Annotated in this window: 18 protein-coding genes; 2 read left to right on the forward strand and 16 right to left on the reverse strand. The window is 44.0% G+C overall.

The genetic code is table 11. From position 1 onward, the window contains the following. Window positions 1–91: 91 nt before the first annotated feature. The 6 genes from ESE_RS0109345 to ESE_RS0109370 all read right to left on the reverse strand — a co-directional run bounded on the left by ESE_RS0109345 (window position 92) and on the right by ESE_RS0109370 (window position 6,753). The gene (locus tag ESE_RS0109345) at window positions 92–1,102 is read right to left on the reverse strand and encodes a peptidylprolyl isomerase (protein ID WP_010374188.1); all 1,011 of its coding nucleotides are present in this window, start codon (window positions 1,100–1,102) and stop codon (window positions 92–94) included. A 65-nt stretch (window positions 1,103–1,167) separates the two neighbouring features. After that, complete coding sequence (locus tag ESE_RS0109350) at window positions 1,168–3,636, reverse strand: ATP-binding protein (protein WP_010374190.1); 2,469 nt, start codon at window positions 3,634–3,636, stop codon at window positions 1,168–1,170. Beyond that, window positions 3,633–4,718, reverse strand: coding sequence for a carbamoyl phosphate synthase small subunit (locus ESE_RS0109355; protein ID WP_010374192.1), 1,086 nt, complete (start codon window positions 4,716–4,718; stop codon window positions 3,633–3,635). The genes ESE_RS0109350 and ESE_RS0109355 overlap by 4 nt, the downstream gene beginning before the upstream one ends. Window positions 4,719–4,778: 60 nt before the next feature. Further along, a complete protein-coding gene (pyrR, locus tag ESE_RS0109360) occupies window positions 4,779–5,288 on the reverse strand; it encodes a bifunctional pyr operon transcriptional regulator/uracil phosphoribosyltransferase PyrR (RefSeq protein ID WP_010374194.1) in 510 nt (169 codons plus the stop codon). Window positions 5,289–5,458: 170 nt separating this feature from the next. Further along, entirely contained in the window at window positions 5,459–6,373 is a 915-nt protein-coding gene (locus tag ESE_RS0109365; protein ID WP_010374196.1) for an RluA family pseudouridine synthase, read from the reverse strand. Continuing rightward, complete coding sequence (locus ESE_RS0109370; RefSeq protein ID WP_010374198.1) at window positions 6,370–6,753, reverse strand: EbsA family protein; 384 nt, start codon at window positions 6,751–6,753, stop codon at window positions 6,370–6,372. Before ESE_RS0109370 ends, ESE_RS0109365 begins: the two co-directional genes overlap by 4 nt. A gap of 66 nt (window positions 6,754–6,819) precedes the next feature. Here ESE_RS0109370 and ESE_RS0109375 point away from each other — a divergent pair, with 66 nt between their 5' ends. Continuing rightward, window positions 6,820–7,215 (forward strand): ribonuclease HI family protein, encoded by a 396-nt coding sequence (locus ESE_RS0109375; protein WP_010374200.1) that lies wholly within the window; start codon window positions 6,820–6,822, stop codon window positions 7,213–7,215. A gap of 87 nt (window positions 7,216–7,302) precedes the next feature. Here the strand turns inward: ESE_RS0109375 and ESE_RS0109380 are convergent, their stop codons facing one another. The 10 genes from ESE_RS0109380 to ESE_RS0109425 all read right to left on the reverse strand — a co-directional run bounded on the left by ESE_RS0109380 (window position 7,303) and on the right by ESE_RS0109425 (window position 18,924). After that, window positions 7,303–8,658, reverse strand: coding sequence for a Na+/H+ antiporter NhaC family protein (locus tag ESE_RS0109380; protein ID WP_010374202.1), 1,356 nt, complete (start codon window positions 8,656–8,658; stop codon window positions 7,303–7,305). Between the two features lie 369 nt (window positions 8,659–9,027). Further along, window positions 9,028–10,542, reverse strand: coding sequence for a carboxypeptidase M32 (locus tag ESE_RS0109385; protein ID WP_010374205.1), 1,515 nt, complete (start codon window positions 10,540–10,542; stop codon window positions 9,028–9,030). 103 nt (window positions 10,543–10,645) lie between these two features. Then, a complete protein-coding gene (locus ESE_RS0109390) occupies window positions 10,646–12,025 on the reverse strand; it encodes an amino acid permease (protein WP_010374207.1) in 1,380 nt (459 codons plus the stop codon). Between the two features lie 326 nt (window positions 12,026–12,351). After that, window positions 12,352–14,022, reverse strand: a complete 1,671-nt coding sequence (locus ESE_RS0109395; RefSeq protein WP_010374210.1) for a helix-turn-helix transcriptional regulator — start codon at window positions 14,020–14,022, stop codon at window positions 12,352–12,354. Between the two features lie 507 nt (window positions 14,023–14,529). Further along, window positions 14,530–14,664, reverse strand: a complete 135-nt coding sequence (locus tag ESE_RS12570) for a hypothetical protein (protein WP_010374212.1) — start codon at window positions 14,662–14,664, stop codon at window positions 14,530–14,532. Window positions 14,665–14,689: 25 nt separating this feature from the next. Beyond that, the gene (locus ESE_RS0109405) at window positions 14,690–15,403 is read right to left on the reverse strand and encodes an SDR family NAD(P)-dependent oxidoreductase (RefSeq protein WP_010374214.1); all 714 of its coding nucleotides are present in this window, start codon (window positions 15,401–15,403) and stop codon (window positions 14,690–14,692) included. 171 nt (window positions 15,404–15,574) lie between these two features. Further along, window positions 15,575–15,817 (reverse strand): type B 50S ribosomal protein L31, encoded by a 243-nt coding sequence (locus ESE_RS0109410; RefSeq protein ID WP_010374216.1) that lies wholly within the window; start codon window positions 15,815–15,817, stop codon window positions 15,575–15,577. Window positions 15,818–15,952: 135 nt separating this feature from the next. Then, a complete protein-coding gene (lepA, locus tag ESE_RS0109415; protein ID WP_010374218.1) occupies window positions 15,953–17,803 on the reverse strand; it encodes a translation elongation factor 4 in 1,851 nt (616 codons plus the stop codon). A gap of 119 nt (window positions 17,804–17,922) precedes the next feature. After that, window positions 17,923–18,057 carry a hypothetical protein gene (locus ESE_RS12575; protein ID WP_010374219.1) on the reverse strand — a complete coding sequence of 45 codons (135 nt, stop codon included), beginning with the start codon at window positions 18,055–18,057 and terminating at the stop codon, window positions 17,923–17,925. 12 nt (window positions 18,058–18,069) lie between these two features. Beyond that, window positions 18,070–18,924 carry an aldo/keto reductase gene (locus ESE_RS0109425; RefSeq protein WP_010374222.1) on the reverse strand — a complete coding sequence of 285 codons (855 nt, stop codon included), beginning with the start codon at window positions 18,922–18,924 and terminating at the stop codon, window positions 18,070–18,072. Window positions 18,925–19,044: 120 nt separating this feature from the next. Between ESE_RS0109425 and ESE_RS0109430 the strand changes: the two genes are divergently transcribed. Then, complete coding sequence (locus ESE_RS0109430; protein ID WP_010374224.1) at window positions 19,045–19,494, forward strand: universal stress protein; 450 nt, start codon at window positions 19,045–19,047, stop codon at window positions 19,492–19,494. Window positions 19,495–19,561 lie beyond the last annotated feature (67 nt).

The raw sequence follows: 19,561 nt of genomic DNA on the forward strand, positions 1-19,561 counted from the left end.
ATTATTCCCGAATGATATTTCAAGGTAATTCAAAAATGTTTTATTTTTAGCGCACAAAAAAAGAGACCAGAAAAATCCGGTCTCTTTTAGTTTACTTATCTGAAGATTCAGATGAAGCTGCTGAACTTGAGCTTGCTTCACTTGAACTTGCACTTGAAGATGCCTTGCTTGATGAAGATTCAGATGAAGAAGATGACGTCTTAGCAGCCTTAGCAGTTGCAGCGGCTTGCGTGTACGTTGCCAAAACATTCTTCAATTGTGAATCTTTAATGTTAACGTTAGCCTTAGCCAATTCGTTACCAATAATCGCTTGCACCTTTGATGAATCAGACATCTCGTTCGTCACCAAGATTTCCTTCATCTTAGACTTCAAAGTTGTGAATGACTTCTTGTCATCACGTGAATCCATCTTAATGACAAAGTAACCTGAGTACGTATCTGACTTAACAGGCGTCTTTGTGTATTCACCCTTCTTCAACTTGAAAGCAGCCGTCTTAAAGTCGTCTTCCAAAGTTGTGTTGGTTGAATCAAAGGCGTCCATCTTACCACCCTTGTCCTTAGTTGAAGAGTCTGTTGAGTACTTCTTAGCCAACGTGGCGAACTTATCACCATCGTCCAACTTAGAAATCATATCCTTGGCTTCATCTTCTGAAGAAACCAGGATAACAGAAACGTTCACATTAGGCGTGTAGTTCTTGTATTGTTCCTTCAATTGCTTTGTCGTAAACTTTGAGTTTGCTTCAACCGCGGCCTTCTCCAAAGCTTGCAACTCCAAAGACTCCTTGAATGAGTCTTCCGTCATACCGTTGTTAGCCAAAGCCGTTGAGAATTGTGAACCGTATTGCGCCTTCACGTCATCATATTGCTTTGTAATTGCCTTTGACGATACCTTGTCACCATACTTCTTATCCAACACCTTTTGGATAATCATGTTAGCCAATTGTTGTTGTCCTTCAGTGGTGCTCTTTAACTTCTTGTAGTAGTCCGCTTGCGAAATACTTCCTGAATCGGTAGTTGCGATTGACTTAGGGCCTACACCCCAAACAGCCAATCCCAAGGCTGCCGCAACGACAACCAAAATAGCCACTACTTTCTTCCACATGGAAAAATTCCTTCTTTCAAAAATTTATTATGTGTATCAGTTTACCATATTATCTTTAAGTTTGCTTATAGCACCTGATACGTTGCGCCCATTGCAAAGCGTCCATTATCTAACGTTTGCGTTGTATTGAGATGTTCGGCAAAATCCGCATCACGATACCGCAGACGTGCCGTTTTGAGACGCCATTGTAATGTCATGAGTTGATCAACCAACTGCTCATCAGACGCGGATGGCGTCCCAAGCATATACCGTACGACCAGTCGCAACCAGGATACACCCGTCACCTTATCTAGAAAGGCAATATGTGTGAATGGCATAGGCCGAATATCGGCCGCAGTAATCTCGCCATCTATTGGTAACCGATCAACAATTAATTGGTACATGCCCGGCGTATCGATTTCAAGCTCCGGCCGGGGTAAAGTTTCCCATAATGAAGGCGTCATAGCAGACTGATCCAATAAAATGCCGCCATTATCTTGATGGCCAATCCCGATGATGTGCAATTCAACCCCGTCATAGAAATAATTAACGACTGTCTGTTCACCTTCACTCAACATGCTACTTGGCAAGTATTTTTCTTTGGCAATCACTTGCACATTGACCCCCATCTTACGTAACTGGGTAATCAGCTTAATGCGATTGCCAGGGACGAACACACGGGTTGGTTGTTCAATTTCAATCACATTCATCACGTCTGAAATTTCAAGCGGTTCATAATATTGCTTATCACCAAGTTGCGGTATGAAAGTTAAATCAGTCGGATTATTATTCATCAAAATTGTCTTTAAACCTTGACTTCGAAGTTCATCAGCCACCGTCGCCATCACATATGAGGCTGCGGCACCATCACCTAAACGAAAGGCGCCAGTCCCGATAATCAAAGCCGAATCGTCACCTAAGCGTTCACTTTCGTTTTCGGATTCGAAAGTCGAATAAAACTGCGAAACTGACTCTTCAAACTCACCCGCCGATGGTTCAAACGCCTTGTAGGTTGGCAAAATACCATTATCCCAACGATAACGGCGTACTGCCTCGTACTTTTCATCCCACAATTTAGCAACTAACCCGTCTGACAAGCCGTAATACTTGGCTTGTTGGAGCACATCCGCTTCCCACGGATTATCTTTCACAGCTTGCTCCAGGTTATTAAGTCGTTGCAGCTTGTAGAAATAAAAGGCATTAATTTTAGTTAATTCTGCCAGTTCATCAACGGTATACCCTCGTCGTAAAGCCTCAAGCAAGACCAAAATTCGATTATCACGGGGGTGAATCAACTGCTCAACAATCTCATTATCCGTTAACGCATTCATCAATGTTGGTGAAAAATTACGATTGTTAAAGTGTGCTGCTCGAATCGCTTTTTCCAACGCTTCTTCAACACTACGACCGACACCAATCGTAGCCCCAACTGATTTTTGCACGGTATCTAATCGATTTTCTGTCTTGATACCGGCCGTCTCAAGTTCTCCGAAGGCAAACACAGGAAAACGAATCACGATGTGATCCATCGTCGGTTCTAATAGTGCCGTGTGATCAGCGTATATTGATGGAATCCGAACTGAGGTCAAACTTTCGCCAACCATCAAGCCTGTAATCACTGGTACTAATGGATAACCCGTCGCCGTAACAACCATTGCTGAGGTGCGATCAAAGTACGGTGTTACTCGAGTGATGACAAATTCTTCATTCGCCGGATTAACCGCAAAGCGAACTTCCAATAGACCTTGCACGTTAAAGCCACGCGCAACCGTAAAGGCCGCGTTACGCAAAGTTTGGAACATTGGATCAGGCAACGTCTGCACAGGTGTAATCGCAATTGAATCGGCTGAGTGAATGCCGACCGGATCCATATCTTCGACACCGCCAATCAGCAAAGTCGTATCCATGCGATCACGTACCACCACCATCGCAATTTCCTGGTAACCGCGAATACTTTTATCCACGTTTACTTGGTGGGTTAATGATCGATTTAACGCCGTTTCAGCCGCTCCTTCTAGTTCTTCAGCATCCTCAACCTGCAAACGAATGGTTTGACCAACAGGTGCCACTGATCGAACAACCACTGGAAAATCAAAATCGCGTGCCGCATCAAACGCTTCACTAACATTGCTAGCTAAACGTGTTTGGACAGCTGGCAACTTTAATTGGGTCAACCGCTCCTGTAAATATTTCGTATTTTGGGCGGCTTGCATCACAGGCAATGTCATCCCCAACACTTTCGGCGCATCGTTACCTAAAATTTGTAAAATTTCAGCACTCAGGCGTACCGCTGTTAAGCCACCCACTGATGCCACGATCGCCGTAATATGTTCTTCGACAATCACTTTAACCAAATTTGGGGCCGTTAATTGTGTTTCAATGACTTTTATTTCCTCACGCTCAGTTGTAAAACCATACGGATTGTCATCAGCAATCACAATTTGATGTCCCCGTTTCACCAAGCCGTTAACCACTTGGTAACTGGCGGCATCACTTTCAGTTTCACGACCAAAGTCATTCGCTGAACCACCGATTATTAAAATTCGCTCGGTCATGAAAGCCATCCTCCTCGTCGTGCCGTCACCATTTCCATAAATTCATCAAATGCTTGCGTTGCTTCAAAGGGGCCTGGGGCCGTATCTGGGAAAAATTGCACACTAAAAGCCGGATAGTCGCGGTGACGCAGTCCTTGAACGACACCATCCGTCATATCAATATGGGTCACGAACATATCCGTTTCCCGTACAGAATCCGGATTAACCGCGTAACCCTGGCCCTGGGTGGCAAACATAATCCGACTCGTGATTTGTTCACGAATTGGATGATTCATGCCGTGGTGCTCAACTGGCATTTGCTGCAAAGTAGCCCCATTCGCAATCGCAAATAGTTCGTGTCCAAGTCCAATGCCGAAAAGTGGCACCCGGGTTTGGAATTGGCGAATAATATCAAACGTTTCATCTGGAATTTGGCGTGGGTCACCTGGGCCAGATGACAACACAATCCCATCAGGGTCAAGATTAGCCACTTCATCAACAGTCGCATTATATGGTAATACCGTCACATTCGCATCAAAATCACTCAGCATACGGAGAATGCCGTTTTTCAAACCAAAATCAAGCACCACCACGTTTGCGCCACGCCCTGGATTAGCATAGGCTTTCGGCGTTGAGACTTGCGCAACTTGGCGAGTCGTCAACACCATGGCCCGTAACTGGTCAAATGCGTGCGCGTCTGGTACGTCAACAATTGACGCCTTTTGCGTACCTGTTTTGCGCAAGTGGCGGGCCAACGCACGCGTATCGATTTGTGAAATGCCGGGGACATTGTGTCGCTTTAAATAGTCGTGCAAACTCATTGACTGCAGCCGATTAGTTGACACATCAGCAATTTCACGAACAATAACCCCTTTCACCGTTGGCACAATTGACTCATCCGCCCGATGATTAATTCCCGCTGCCCCAATCGTTGGTGAGGTAAACATCACAATTTGATTGTGATAAATCGGATTGGTAATGACTTCCTGGTAACCAGTCATTGCGGTATGAAAAACAATTTCACCAAAAGTTGTTGCAGGCGCCCCAAACGCTTCACCAGCATAGACGGTGCCATCCTGCAAAATTAAATAACGTTTCGTCATGACGTCGTTCCCGCTATCGCTATGGATAGCGATCCCTCCTTTCCGTCAAATAAGCGGGTCTTAACGAATTTCAACTGAATCAACACCGTCGATTTCAGTGACATTCACATTAATACGTTCAGCCGCTGCCGTTGGAATATTCTTACCAACAAAATCCGCGCGAATTGGTAACTCACGGTGACCACGATCCACTAACACTGCCAAATTAACCACAGCCGGACGGCCATTATCCATCAACGCATCTAAAGCAGCACGAATTGTTCGACCCGTATAAAGCACATCATCGACCAAAATAACGCGTTTGCCATCAATATCAATATCCAATTCTGCCTTTGAACCCCGATCGGTTGCATCATCACGGTAGGTTGAAATATCCAACTGAGCCACCGGAATTTGGGCATTTTCAAGTTGCTGTAATCGTTGTGCAATGCGTTCAGCGATAAAGACACCACGCGTCTTAATCCCCACAATCACAAGATTGTTAATCCCCTTATTCTTCTCGATAATCTCATACGTAATACGCGTCAGTGCACGTTGCATCGCCATTGCGTCAACAATTTCCTTAGCCATAATGGACATCCTTTTCACGTTTTTTATTTTGCTATAACAAAAAGGCGTTACCTATACAAAATAGGTAACGCCTAAATTAAACTCATTCGTCGCGTTACCCCCTAGCCACCTCTCTGGATGACTTTAAGAAGATACCTTCATTCTAGCACGAATATTCGCTCAATTGTTGATTAATCTGTAATCTCAGCATATGGGTCAAGCTGATCCAACATCGCTGTAAAGTAGTCTGGCAATGGCGCTTCAAACGTCATATCTTCCCCGGTCGTTGGTTGCGTGAGCCCCAACGTAGCCGCGTGCAAATATTGACCATTACCTGGCAACGTCTTCTTTGGTCCGTACAATGGATCGCCAGCAACTGGATGACCAATATAGGCCATATGCACACGAATTTGGTGCGTACGTCCTGTTTCAAGGGTTACTTGCAGTAATGTGTACCCAACGAAGCGTTTTACAACCTTGAAATGCGTCACAGCATCACGGCCACCAGCAACGACGGCTTGCTTCTTGCGGTCAGCGGATGAACGGCCAAGTGGCGCCTTAATAGTCCCCTCGTTTTCAACGAATTCACCATGCACCAAGGCATAATATTGACGCAAGTTTTTCTTATCCTTCAATTGCGCAGACAATGATTCATGTGCCTTATCGTTCTTCGCAACCATCAGCAACCCTGACGTATCCTTGTCAATACGGTGCACAATGCCGGGACGGACCACACCATTGATTGTTGACAACGGTGTGTGGAACATCAACGCGTTCACCAATGTGCCGGATTCATGGCCCAATGCAGGATGAACAACCATCCCTTGTGGCTTGTTGACAACTAACAAATCGTCATCTTCATACACGATATCAAGTGGAATATCCTCGGGTTGTAAATCAATTTCGACCGCTTCAGGTACCGTAAATTTGATTTCGTCATTTGGTTTAACACTATACTTAGCCTTCTTAACAGCCCCGTTCACTGTTAAAATGCCATCATTAATCCACCCCGTAACTTGCGTACGCGTATAATCGTCAAACGCATCAGCCACAACTTTATCAAGGCGGCCAGTTTGGTCAGTAATCACTAACGTTTCTTCACTCATATGTTTTCGTTTTTTCCTTCAATCTTTGCCTTGAACGCTCGCAAAAAGCTCGCATTCATCCAATAACTGTACTGTTCACCATCATGACTAAACATGACTGTATGTTTTGTAAATTGCACAAATTGCATATCTGCAAAATGAATTTTTTCTGTGTGGATTCCCACAATTGGTGGGAAGCGTAGCGCATCATCATCGAGATACACCCGACGACGGAAAATTACCGCCCCGGCAATCACAAGAAAGATACCAAATGACCAGTACGTCCAGACATTCAAATGCGTGACCTCGAGCCACATGACACCGCCGAATAATGCGATCATCACAATCCATGCCCAGCTTACCCAGCCAATTAATCCTGCTGGTTGGTAGTAACCCTTCATGACTAACACGTCTCCTTTCGGGCGTTTGTACTATTCTCTAGTATAATGAAAGCAGAGGTATTTGTCATGTTAATCAAGTTGTATGCTGACGCAGCGACCCAGGGTAACCCCGGTCCAAGTGGTGCCGGCATTGTCATCGTCCGAGATGGCACCCAAAGCCAACAATATGAATATTTAGGTGACATGACCAATCATGAAGCTGAATTTGCTGCCACTATCCTAGCCTTTGAACATTTGGCGACATTAGCCGATGCGGGCGACATGGTCATGTTCTATACCGATTCTAAATTAGTTGCTGATAGCATTGGTAAATCTTATGCCAAACATTATCCGGCCCAGATCGACCGTTTAATGATGCTGATTGATCGTTATCCAATTGTTTTAACGACCTGGATTCCCGACCGTCAAAACCAAGGTGCCCATCAACTTGCCTTACAAGCCATTCATAAGCGAGGAAAATGATTGGCGTTATCGCAAAAATTCCAACTTGCGGAACACATTTAAAAATAATAAAAGCGACCAGAAAAAATTCCGGTCGCTTTTATTTTTTTAGGCATCACGTTTTTTAATACCAATACCTGTCCAAGCTGATAACAATGAAAAGACTGGTGACAACAATGAGAAGAATACAAATGGCGCAAACACGTGCACCGGTACGCCTAAGGTTTGCGCGGCAAAACTACCGGCAACACCCCATGGTACCAAGTAGTTTACGACCGTTCCCGAATCTTCAACTGAACGTCCCAACGCTAAGCGTGATAAGCCCACACGGTCAAAGGCTTGTTTCCATAATTGACCTGGCAGAATCGTTGCCAAGTATTGTTCACCAATCATGAAGTTCGCCGCAATGCCAGTCACGATGGTCCCCGTAATCACACCAGCGCCATGCTTAATTCGGTTCGCAAGTGGCATCATCACAGCTTGTAAGATTTTCTGTTCGGTTAACAAGCCACCAAGTGCCAAAGCCAGCATGATAATAATCACCGTTGGCATCATTGCTAACATACCACCCCGGTTCAAAAGTGACTGCAACATGTCGTTCTTAGCGGCAGTTTTGAAACCGTTTAGCAAAACATCGGCTAGCGTTGTCATATTATGATTCAGTAGGAAGTAAGCGCCTGTTACACCAACGTTCACCAACAAGGTTGGAATTGCGGGGATTTTCGCCCAAGCCATCCCGACTAACAATACCAATGGCACCACTGTCCACCACGTTGGCGTTAGTAAACCGGCTAGATGATGCAATTCAGCAGCGGATGCCCCGGCATGCCCCGTTCCTAACACAATAAAAATGATAAATGACACAACCAAAGCAGGCAACGTCGTCCACATTAAGTTTTTAATGTGCGCAAACAGATCTGTCTCTGCAATTGACGAAGCCAGGTTGGTTGAATCTGACAATGGTGAACTTTTATCACCAAAAATAGCGCCCGACAATACCGCCCCGGCAACCAATGCTGGTGAAAAGCCCATCGCCGTACCAACACCCATTAGTGCCACCCCAACCGTGGCTAGCGTTGTAAAGGCTGACCCAATCATCGACCCGACAATCGCTGTCACCAACAAAGCACTCGGCAAGAACCATGCAGCATTGGCGACGTTGAACCCCAACCACAGCATTGTCGGAATGACATTTGTGCCCATCCATAGGGCAATCAACATACCAATCAGCAAGAACAAAAACAACGGTGCTAATGCCGTTTGAATGCCGGCCAGTAACTGGGTTTGAATATCGTCCCAAGTTGCGCGACGTAGTTTGGCAAAAATCATCGTTGCTAACAAACTAATAAGCAACGGTACGTACGGTGATAATCCGAGGCCAATAATGCTACCACCAAAAATAATAACTAATAAAATAACGAGGATTAATGCGTGCCCAAATCGCGGCGTTTCTGTTTGTTTCATCGTCCGATCTCCTTTAATTCATTACCGAGTGTCTTGTTAGTTGCCATAAGCGTCGATAACGAATTAACCCGCCGACGCCAGTAACTATTGTCCATACCCCATGCTTCAGTCCTCCAATACAAAAAAAGTCCCAGTAATGTGTCAACACACATCACTGGGACGAATCATCAAAATCCGCGGTACCACCCAAATTAATTGAGACTAATCGCCTCAATTCACTTTACTGCTATTAGGTTGTAAATAGTTCAGTCGTTACACCTGCGCCACTCACAGCAAACCGTGGCTTCTCTGCCATACAATGTAACGTCCTACCGATGAACCAAGTTTACGGGAAGTGTTAAAAGATGTCAACAACAAAATGAGATGTTTTTAATTGTTATCCGAAATTTGGTACGCTTGCAAATATCGTTCCGTTTGCAAATCAAGCCAATATTGTGGATTAAGCTCCTCGCCCGTTGCCGCATACAAAATTTGAGCAGGTGTTTTTGATGCGCCGTATTGCCAAATATTCGCCTTACGCCAATCAAACAACGGTTGGATGTTTCCAGCAGCCAGCAAGCTGTTGATATCAAGTGTTTTTGCCATTTCGTGACGGAATTGGGCCGCATACAAATGGCCAAGGGCATATGATGGGAAGTAGCCAAAATCACCGCCGGCCCAGTGAATATCTTGTAAGATACCTGTCAAATTTGATGGTGGTCGGATACCTAGGTATTCCTCATACTTTGCATTCCAAAGGGCTGGTAAGGTTGCAATATCAATATCATCGTTAAAAATAGCTTTTTCAATTTCATAACGAATAATGATATGCAACGGATATGTTAATGGATCAGCTTCCGTCCGAATTAGACTAGCCTGTGTTTTCATCCACCCTTTATAGAATGTCTCAAAATCAACATCGTCTAAGACACCATGGAAAGCCTGTTGCATAATTGGATAATCATGACGTAAGAAGGCTTCTGAGCGGCCAATCATTACTTCATTAAATAACGACTGTGATTCATGAATACTCATTGCTATTGATTTATTAAACGGTGTGTAATCCCATTTAGGCGCAACATTCTGTGCAAAGAGACCGTGACCGGCCTCGTGCAAGATTCCTAACACAGCCATTTGAAAATCAGTGGCTGACCACCGGGTTGTAATACGGGCATCATTACGATTCAAATCTTGCATAAATGGGTGCACCGTATCGTCTAATCGACCTTTATTAGGATCATAACCTAAGCGAACGGCCGCATCCCAAACATACGCCCGTTGGTCACTAACCGCGACCTCTCGCTGTAAAAAGTCGTCTGCCGGTTCAGTTCCTTCTGTTGCCAAACGTTCACGCAGCGCAACAACCCCCGCCTTTACCTCTGCAAAAACGGCATCTAGCTTTGCAACGGTTAGCCCTGGTTCAAACTGATTCAGCAACACATCATATGGTGTCGCCTCATCTTTACGCCAGTATGTAATAAAACGACGCTTTAAATCAATTAGCTGTGCCAAATATGGCGCATAAATGGCGTAATCATCTTGTTCGCGGGCTTCTGCCCAAGCATCCTGCGCTGTTGAAGTCAACTTGTTAAAAGCAATGTATTCATCAGCCGGCACGGCTGCATCACGCTCATAGTCTTCCTGGAACTTAGCAAAAAGTGCCTGTTCGTCGGCTGACAATTCATCCCCGTGTCCTGCGAAGTACGCAACCAAAGCCTTGGCTTGATCACCCGTCGAAACACCCAGATACTTTTCTGTTAAATAACTTTGCAATTCTGCGCGGAACTCGCTGGCATCCTTAGGCATACCAGTCAGCTGGTCCCACCCCGCTAAAGCCATAGTTTCTTCCAGTAAAGCTTGTTCCTTGAGCAATGCGCGCAAATCCTGTCCTGTCAATGTCGTCATATCCATCCTCCAGTTTAATCCGTGCGTTTATTCTAATCTAAATTTAATAAAAACACAAATAAAGGTGAGATAACAATTGTTATCCCACCTTTTTACATATGATTTAGTTAAATTTCATACCATATTTTTTATGACTGTACCAGCCATAACCCACGGTCCAAGCAATGCCACCTAACGCAGCAATTGTATCCGTCTTATCCAAGAACAATGTCACAAAGATAAAGAGAAAGAATAGCAACGTCAAAGGACTAGCAACTTTATAAAACGGCATCTTAAACCCGTCTTCAATGAAATCTGCACTGGCCCGATACTTGCGGTGCGCAATCATGATTAAGCTATAAATAACCAAGGTAATCGCTGCCGTAGCTGACGCAAAGAAATTAAACGCTGACTCAAAAATTGGTAATGCGTTAATCACAGGTGTAAGCATAATCAAAATCGCTGAGAACAAAATTGCGCGGGCTGGAATCGCCTTTGTTGACAAGCGCTTGAAGTAGTCTTGCCATTTACCGGTATTTTCAAGGGCCAGCGCGTAGACATCACGACCAGCTGAATAAATCAGTGTGTTTAATGCTGACATCGCAGCGGTCAACACCACAAAGTTCAGCAAAGCCGCCGCCCAATCAATCCCGATTAACTTAAAAATAAAGACGAACGGGCTTTGATCAGCTGGTAAATAATGCCAATCATAAATTGACATGATAATGGCCAAAGCTCCCACATAGAACACCAAAATACGGAACAACACCGTGTTAATTACCTTAGGCATGACTTCACGTGGATTTTTGGTTTCAGCAGACATCAAACCGACAAATTCAATTCCCACGAATGCAAAGAATACCATTGGGAACGCCATCATAAAATTCATGCCCCCATTTGGAAACAGCTGGAAATGGTGGGTAATGTTTGCAAATGACACCACCCCACCGTGAACGCCTGGTGTTTTAAAGCCGGTAATCATCATCAAAATTCCAGTAATGATAATACCCAGAATGGCAATAATTTTAATTGAAGAGAACCAAAACTCCGCCTCTCCAAAAAATTTGACTGCGACCAAGTTCACACCAACCAATAGTAACATCACGACAATTTCAATTAGCCATGCCGGCATCGTTGGTAGCCAGAATTGGACATATTTACCAATCGCCGTTAACTCCGCCATTGCCGGTAAAATTAACGTAATCCAGTATGACCAGCCAACGAAGTGACCAGCGCCAGGCCCCAGATATTTAGACACAAAACTCACAAACGAATTGTTATCTGGGTCTGCATAGAGTAGCTCGCCGATTGCGCGCATCATAATGTAAAGGAAAATTCCCGTTAATAGGTACACGAACAAGATCGATGGTCCTGTCAGACTAATCGAGTCGCCCGCACCTAGAAATAATCCCGTACCAATTGTGCCACCAATGGCAATCATCGTGACATGTCGTTTAGACAAACCCCGTTGTAATGAATCTGGTGCCGTATTTTTATCAGCCATCCCCGACTCCTTTTTAAATCATAACTTTATTTGTTTTATTACGGTTGCGTTTACAGCAACGTTGAATATAATACCACATTTCCCCGCCTTGAAACATGGTTTTATGCAAAGATATACAATTCTAAACCGTATATCCATAAAATATGCATATATACATAAAAACACCCACGATTTGGTTAGAATCACGGGTGCTCTTATGTATATGGTTATTGTTTAATTAGGTTAGTATTAAACATTATATGAGAAAAGTGTCGAGTCGGTTAACTCTCAACATTAGCTATTCTACCGACTCTTTGTCATCAGCGGGGAAAACTTCCCGCTCATGTCTACTTTTTCGCCAAATGTTCTCGCCACATAGCATTAAACAACGTTTTGTACTTATCGGTAATTTCAAATTCACCAACTAGTTCATCATAGTCAGCAAAAAAATCAACGAGGTGGCCAACCGCCTCTTCTGGATTAGTGAAGTATGTGCGGTAGTTTTCATACATCAAGAAGCGCCAACGCCACGAGGCATACTTTAGTGCCTTGTCATCGCGTTTTTGCTCTTCAAACGCAACTTGTAAAAGCGCATCCAGTAATTCTTGGTTACCTTCAAACATTGCTTTAAATATCGCATACTCAACGCCTTCAACAACACGGTTGGCATAAGTTCGTTGCAAAATATTATCAACATCATTCGCGTGCGTCATATTCACCATCATATGGACGCCAGCCACTGAATCGACTGCCATCCACGCCAATTTCAAAATACGAAATTCTGAATCATGCCAGGTGTCCATACTTTGTAGCAGCCGTTGCGCCTGTTGGCCCAACGACTTTGCTTCTTCGCTGGCATACCACCGGCCATCCAGTCGACTACCAATGATCATGCGTAGCTCCAACCATTGTTCCAGAAATCCTAAGTGGCCAGTTTCGTCGTAGCGCATTTTCGCCTGCGCAACCGCCGTTGGTATAAACGTCTCAGCCACGAACTGAAGATTGTACTTCACACGATACGTCGCGTCATTAAATTGTGGTACAACGGCATCCAAATCACCAGGCATTAACCCGAGATGTGGCATCAGCGTCAACAAATCGTTCACCCGAAACGACGCATCATCGTCATACATCCGGTAAACCTTGGTTTTTGAAAAACCATATTGCGCCAGCTCCTGTACCTTGATCCGCTTATCACGAATAACTTGGTGCAAATAGTCACCAATACTCGTTAATTCAAATGGTGGCACAATTTCAGCGTAATACGATAACTGTTGGAGACCAGTCGGCGTACCCGTCTCTCGCACAGTCTGGGATTTCGTCCAGATATCGGTCATAGATACCTGCAAATCATTCATCGTGATAACATCAATTTGCAATCGACGGGCCGCTGCCAAAAAGTTTTCAATACTGTCCCGACGGTTATCATTACCCGACATAATCCAACCGTTAATAAAATTAAGTAACCGTTTCAACGATCGCATTTCCACATTTGAAGATCGCGTTGGCTGATGATTAATTGCATCGATTACAAATAACATCTTTTCCAGCATAATCTTTTTCGGGTTAATGATGTATTTTTGAACCGCTAACAAGTGAATTGATAACACCACTTCATAGAAAGTACTTGGCATATATTCGCGATACAAGACAATTGATTTTACAAACGTTTGATACAACGGCCAAAAAGTTTTAGCATCCATTGTTTGTCCGTCAATTGCAAGTTTTGCCATATCAACAATCGTAAACGACCGTAAATGCGTTAGCACTGAAATTTCTCGATTTTGAATGATGTCAGCTTCTTCAACTGTATGATAAAGTGCCTCAGAAAATGACATTGATAGTAATTCAAGTAACTTGTGTAAATCCGCAACCGTTATATCTACTTCCCCGTTGATATAACGGTAATAACGTGACTTCGAAATACCAATTCGTTCAATATCTTCAATCGACACATTTTTTTGTTGGCGACCGGCTGCTAAATTCGCCGCTAATGTTAATCGGGTAGTCTTATCCATGGTTAATATTTCTCACGTCACAAAAAAGGCTTCCAACCTGGATGATTGGCAGTCTTTTTACTCATGCAAGATTATGAGGTTGCATAATCCAACATTACTTTCTAAATAATATTTCCAGAACGTTTGGCTCTGATCTTCAAAGTATCAACTCAGACGCCGGACGTTTTAACATTCCGACAATCCGGTTCCACTTACTTTTCTTCACTTAAATATTGTACAACACTCCGTCAATATTCAGTTAATCATTCCCTGGTGAAAACATACGGAATTGTACACCTAAACAAACGTTGCATTTAGTTTCTCCTATATTTAGCACGTGTTTGTAAAAACCAGACCGCTTTTGTGTATTTTCAAAAAACATAAGGTCGACTTATTTCCCATAAATTGTACAAGATTTATTCTTGCGAGCTATTTAGAGCAGTAAAAAAACCGCAAAGCAATATTGCTTCGCGGTTGTCACGACGAATAATTGGTTTAAAAATCCGACTATTTCCTATATTTAATTTGCTACTGCAATTGCATCATTATGACATCCGCAACCATGATAATAATACCAATAATTTGTATGACATTAGCTTGCTTCTTAACTGACTGATACCAGCCAAATCGCTGCACAATAATGGTGCCAATGAGTATGCCCATCAAACCCCAAATATACTTTACATTCCTAGTGTTGTGGATTGTAGTTAACGACTGACCCATCTTCATTGATCACTTGACCATTGTGGTTCTGATCATCAAAGAAGAATGACAAAATCAACTCAGCCGCATTGTCCGTAGTACGAACGAAATCACCTTCAATGTGCCCATTCAAGTCCGTAGATACGGCCCCTGGCATCACGGCAAAAATCTCAATTGGCATATTTTGTTGCTCAAACTCAAGACCGAAGTCCTTAGTCATAACGTTAAGCGGTGCCTTACCTGCCATGTACCCAAGTGGGTGCCACCATTTACCTGGTTCAATTGGCGTCGAAATATTGATAATCGTCCCACTGTTCTTTTGCAACACAGGCAAAAGCCCCTTCGTTAGTTCATATGGTCCGATAAAGTCAACCTTGTAAATATCAAGCAGTTCTTGTGTCTCGTACTCCCATGCTGTGCGATCCATATCACCGGAGATTCCAGCGTTATTAACCAACAAGTCCAAGCCGTCATAATTTGCAGTGATGCTTGCCACTGCCGCATGAATACTGTCCAAATCAGCGACATCAACTAACAACAATTCTGCATTTCCAAACGTTTGCAACTCACGTACAGCTGCTTCACCGCGACCAGCATCGCGAGCGCCAACCAAAACGGTATAGCCCTGCTCCAACAATTGTTGGGCAATTGCATAGCCAATTCCCTTGTTCGCACCAGTCACTAAAGCTGTCTTAACCATTATTAATTATCCTTCTTTCTTTAAAACAGCATTATTATACGACTGGAACTTACGAAAAGTAAGGTCTTGAAATTATTTAAAAACCTGCTCTGGCAAGCTATCATTTCAACAATACAAAAAACCATCCAACCCGAAAGTTGGATGGTTTTTTCAGTATTGAATCGCTTAAAATTAAGCCAAACCGTACTTCTTGTTGAACTTGTCGACCGCACCATCGGCAGTAGTAAACTTTTGCTTACCAGTGTAGAATGGGTGTGAATCTGACGTAACTTCAACACGGATCATTGGGTACTCAGCACCTTCGAACTCGATCGTCTCGTTTGAAGTACGAGTTGAACCAGTCAATAGCTTGTAACCAGTAGTTGAATCAACGAAAACCACTTGGTGGTAATCTGGGTGGATATCAGCCTTCATCGTGTTTCTCCTTATCGCCCTGGATCTATAAGAACCAGAGTCAGTTTATTTAACCTGAATATAATAACATATCTTCAGTAAGAATGGTAGACTCTTAACCAAAGAATTTTCCGAATGTCGTCACGTAAAACGCGCTTAATGGTTGGCACCCTTTGCAAATTCTGTATCATCTTCGGCCTTAAGCACCGCCATAAAGGCTTCTTGCGGTACATCAACCGTTCCAACCGCCTTCATGCGCTTCTTACCACGCTTTTGCTTATCCAACAACTTTGCACGACGATCAGGGTCACCCGTGTGGATCTTTGACGTAACATCCTTACGGTAAGCCTTAATCGTTGAACGTGAGACAATCTTTGAACCGATGGCCGCTTGCACTGGAATTTCGAAGTTACGACGTGGAATGATTTGCTTCAACTTCGCCGTAATAATCCGTGAACGTTCTTGTGCAAAATCCTTGTGCACAATAAAGCTCAAGGCATCGACCTTGTCCCCATTTAGCAAGATATCAATCTTAACCAAGTCAGACTGGCGGTAACCTGAAATCTCGTAATCTAATGACGCGTAACCTCGCGTGTTTGACTTCAACTTATCGAAGAAGTCAAAGATGATTTCTGACAACGGAATGTAGTACTTCACGTTAACGCGGTTTTGGTCCAAGTAATCCATCGTATCGAATTCACCACGCTTTTGTTGTGCCAATTCCATAACTGCCCCAACGTACTCGTTTGGCACCATAATCTGAGCGTGCACGTATGGCTCTTCAATCCACTTGATGGCACTAGCTTCAGGTAATTCTGATGGGTTGGCCACTTCAACCATTTCACCGTCTGTTGTATACGCGTGGTACGTTACAGATGGCGCCGTCGTGATCAATTCCATATCGAATTCACGTTCAAGTCGTTCTTGCACCACATCCATGTGCAACAAGCCCAAGAATCCAGTACGGAAACCAAATCCCAATGCTTGTGACGTCTCAGGCTCGAATTCCAATGACGCATCGTTCAATTGCAACTTTTCAAGCGCTTCACGTAAGTCATTGTACTTTGAGTTATCCGTTGGGTACAAACCTGAGTACACCATAGGCGTCATTGGTTGGTAACCTGGCAACGCTTCCGCCGCTGGGTTCTTAACTGACGTAATCGTATCACCAGGGCGAGCGTCACGGATGTTCTTAATCGAGGCAGCGACATAACCAATATCACCAGCCATCAAGAAATCACGTTTCACAGGGTGTGGTGAGTTAACACCCACTTCTGTGACTTCGTATTCAGCCCCCGAGTTCATGAAGCGAATCTTATCACCCGGCTTCATAACACCTTCCTTCACCCGGACAGTCAAAATAACGCCCTTGTAGGAATCATAGGCTGAGTCAAAAATCAACGCTTGCAATGGCGCTTCCAAATCTCCCTCTGGCGCGGGAATCTTCGCCACGATTTGCTCAAGCAATTCTGGAATTCCGATACCTTGCTTAGCTGATGCCAAAACAGCTTCAGATGCATCAATGCCAATAACATCTTCGATTTCAGCCCGGACAGCTTCTGGATCAGCAGCTGGCAAGTCAATCTTGTTGATCAATGGTAAGATTTCCAAGTCGTTTTCCAAGGCCAAGTAAACATTTGCCAACGTTTGGGCTTCTACACCTTGGGCGGCGTCAACAACCAAAATCGCCCCATCAGCGGCTGCTAGTGAACGAGACACCTCATATGAGAAGTCGACGTGTCCTGGAGTATCAACCAAGTGGAAAATGTAGGTTTCCCCATCGTTGGCCTTGTAGTGAACTTCAACGGCATTCATCTTAATCGTGATACCACGCTCACGTTCCAAATCCATCGTGTCCAACAATTGATTTTGCATCTCACGTTCAGTAACCGTGTGCGTTGCTTCCAGAATACGATCTGAAATCGTCGACTTACCGTGGTCAATGTGCGCCACGATACTAAAGTTACGAATGTGAGACTGGCGCGTCTTCATTTCTGCAATGTCCATATTTTATCGCGCCTCCTATCTCTCTAATTTTTTCTGTCAACGTCTATTATACAGGGTAATTCGGCCCCTGACGATAGGTAAAAAGCGTCAACTCATTAATCTGAATTGACGCTTAGCATTTACTTTTTCGTGATGTCTTCAAATTTACCTTCAAGATAGTCAGCTTTTTGACGCATCTCGTGATCGTGACGTCGCTTGCGTGATTGTGTGTACACAAACAGCGCGACCAAAATCAATATGATAATAAATCCCATCTTTTTCCTATCTTAGTGTGTGACTGTCCAGTTCAGCATCTTCTCAACGTGTGCAACATCCGGATCATCCGAACCGCCAAACAAAGTTTCCCCTGTATTCATTGTGGCAATCGCGGCCATTTCTGGTTCAGTCAATTCAAAATCAAATACATTTAAATTATCGCGCATCCGTGCTGGCTTCATTGACTTCGGAATGGTACTAATTCCCCGTTGCAACAACCACCGGAGGATGACATGTCCAACTGACTTACCATGATTATCAGCAATCGCGGTCAAAATTGGGGAATGGAAGACATCATGCATGCCCTCAGCGAATGGTGCCCAAGCTTCCACCAAAACACCTTGCTCTTGGAAATACGCTACCTTATCAACTTGTTGGTGGAATGGATGGTTTTCAATTTGATTAACCATCGGTGCAATATCATTAAGCGCAATAAACTGGGCTAACAACGCTGGTGAGAAATTTGACACGCCAATCGCCCGAATTTTACCGGCGGCATAAAGCTCTTCCAACGCCCGCCAAGCACCCCAAACATCACCAATTGGGTGGTGTAATAACACCAAATCCAAATAGTCCGTTTGTAGCAATTCAAGAGAACGCATCACTGACGCCTTTGCCCCCTCATAAGTCATGTCCTGCACCCAAACCTTGGTTGTCAGAAATAAATTTGATCGATCGACATTAGATTCGGCAATTCCCTGACCGATGTCAGCCTCATTATCATAAATGACAGCTGTATCAATCGCCCGGTACCCCGCTGCAATGGCGTCCTTAACTGCTTGCACCGCCTCAGGCCCCTGCACTTGTGCCATACCGTACCCCAATACTGGCATGACCACACCGTTTGATAATGTTCGATATTCCATTTTACTGGCCTCGTTTTTAACTTATTTACCCATCATTATACCCCTATCCAAAGAGAATAGCCGGGTTTTGTTTGAATCGTGTACAATAAAGGCAATGAACATTTTGAGGGGAATTCAGCGATGCAATCAATCCATAACTACCAACATATTTTAGCGCCTGTAGACGGCTCAAAAGAATCAGAAGCCGCCTTCGCAACAGCTGTCGAAATTGTCAATAACACGCCATCACGACACTTGTATATCTTAAACGTGGTTGATACGAATAAGTTAAAAGACGCGGCGCATTACTCACATGAGTTAGAAGAAAACGCGATTACACAGAGCAAAGCACTTTTAGAACGTTTTGCTACTGAAGCAAAACAAGCCGGCGTCACTAATTTGACCGTCATTAGCGAAACTGGCAATCCTAAAAACATTATTGCTAAAGTGATCCCCGCGCAATATGACATCGATTTAATCGTCATCGGCGCAACTGGTATGAATGCTGTCGAACGGTTAATGCAAGGTTCCGTCACAGAATTCGTTTCGCGAACATCACGCGTTAATACATTTATCGTCCACGCAGACTAACAACTTAAAAAACACCCCAGGTTCATGGCTGCGGACCTGGGGCGTTTTGTCATTATTTAGATAGTGC

Origin of the sequence: Weissella cibaria KACC 11862 (assembly GCF_000193635.1) — a bacterium.
Taxonomy (GTDB): domain Bacteria; phylum Bacillota; class Bacilli; order Lactobacillales; family Lactobacillaceae; genus Weissella; species Weissella cibaria.

Bases quoted from the DNA above. Each gene is read 5' to 3' on its own strand.
- ESE_RS0109345 (WP_010374188.1), bottom strand. From the start codon at position 1,102: ATGTGGAAGAAAGTAGTGGCTATTTTGGTTGTCGTTGCGGCAGCCTTG.
- pyrR (WP_010374194.1), bottom strand. From the start codon at position 5,288: ATGGCTAAGGAAATTGTTGACGCAATGGCGATGCAACGTGCACTGACG.
- ESE_RS0109370 (WP_010374198.1), bottom strand. From the start codon at position 6,753: ATGAAGGGTTACTACCAACCAGCAGGATTAATTGGCTGGGTAAGCTGG.
- ESE_RS0109380 (WP_010374202.1), bottom strand. From the start codon at position 8,658: ATGAAACAAACAGAAACGCCGCGATTTGGGCACGCATTAATCCTCGTT.
- ESE_RS0109350 (WP_010374190.1), bottom strand. From the start codon at position 3,636: ATGACCGAGCGAATTTTAATAATCGGTGGTTCAGCGAATGACTTTGGT.
- ESE_RS12575 (WP_010374219.1), bottom strand. From the start codon at position 18,057: ATGGGATTTATTATCATATTGATTTTGGTCGCGCTGTTTGTGTACACA.
- ESE_RS0109390 (WP_010374207.1), bottom strand. From the start codon at position 12,025: ATGGCTGATAAAAATACGGCACCAGATTCATTACAACGGGGTTTGTCT.
- ESE_RS0109375 (WP_010374200.1), top strand. From the start codon at position 6,820: ATGTTAATCAAGTTGTATGCTGACGCAGCGACCCAGGGTAACCCCGGT.
- ESE_RS0109365 (WP_010374196.1), bottom strand. From the start codon at position 6,373: ATGAGTGAAGAAACGTTAGTGATTACTGACCAAACTGGCCGCCTTGAT.
- ESE_RS0109425 (WP_010374222.1), bottom strand. From the start codon at position 18,924: ATGGAATATCGAACATTATCAAACGGTGTGGTCATGCCAGTATTGGGG.
- ESE_RS0109355 (WP_010374192.1), bottom strand. From the start codon at position 4,718: ATGACGAAACGTTATTTAATTTTGCAGGATGGCACCGTCTATGCTGGT.
- lepA (WP_010374218.1), bottom strand. From the start codon at position 17,803: ATGGACATTGCAGAAATGAAGACGCGCCAGTCTCACATTCGTAACTTT.
- ESE_RS0109410 (WP_010374216.1), bottom strand. From the start codon at position 15,817: ATGAAGGCTGATATCCACCCAGATTACCACCAAGTGGTTTTCGTTGAT.
- ESE_RS12570 (WP_010374212.1), bottom strand. From the start codon at position 14,664: ATGGGCATACTCATTGGCACCATTATTGTGCAGCGATTTGGCTGGTAT.
- ESE_RS0109430 (WP_010374224.1), top strand. From the start codon at position 19,045: ATGCAATCAATCCATAACTACCAACATATTTTAGCGCCTGTAGACGGC.
- ESE_RS0109385 (WP_010374205.1), bottom strand. From the start codon at position 10,542: ATGACGACATTGACAGGACAGGATTTGCGCGCATTGCTCAAGGAACAA.
- ESE_RS0109405 (WP_010374214.1), bottom strand. From the start codon at position 15,403: ATGGTTAAGACAGCTTTAGTGACTGGTGCGAACAAGGGAATTGGCTAT.
- ESE_RS0109395 (WP_010374210.1), bottom strand. From the start codon at position 14,022: ATGGATAAGACTACCCGATTAACATTAGCGGCGAATTTAGCAGCCGGT.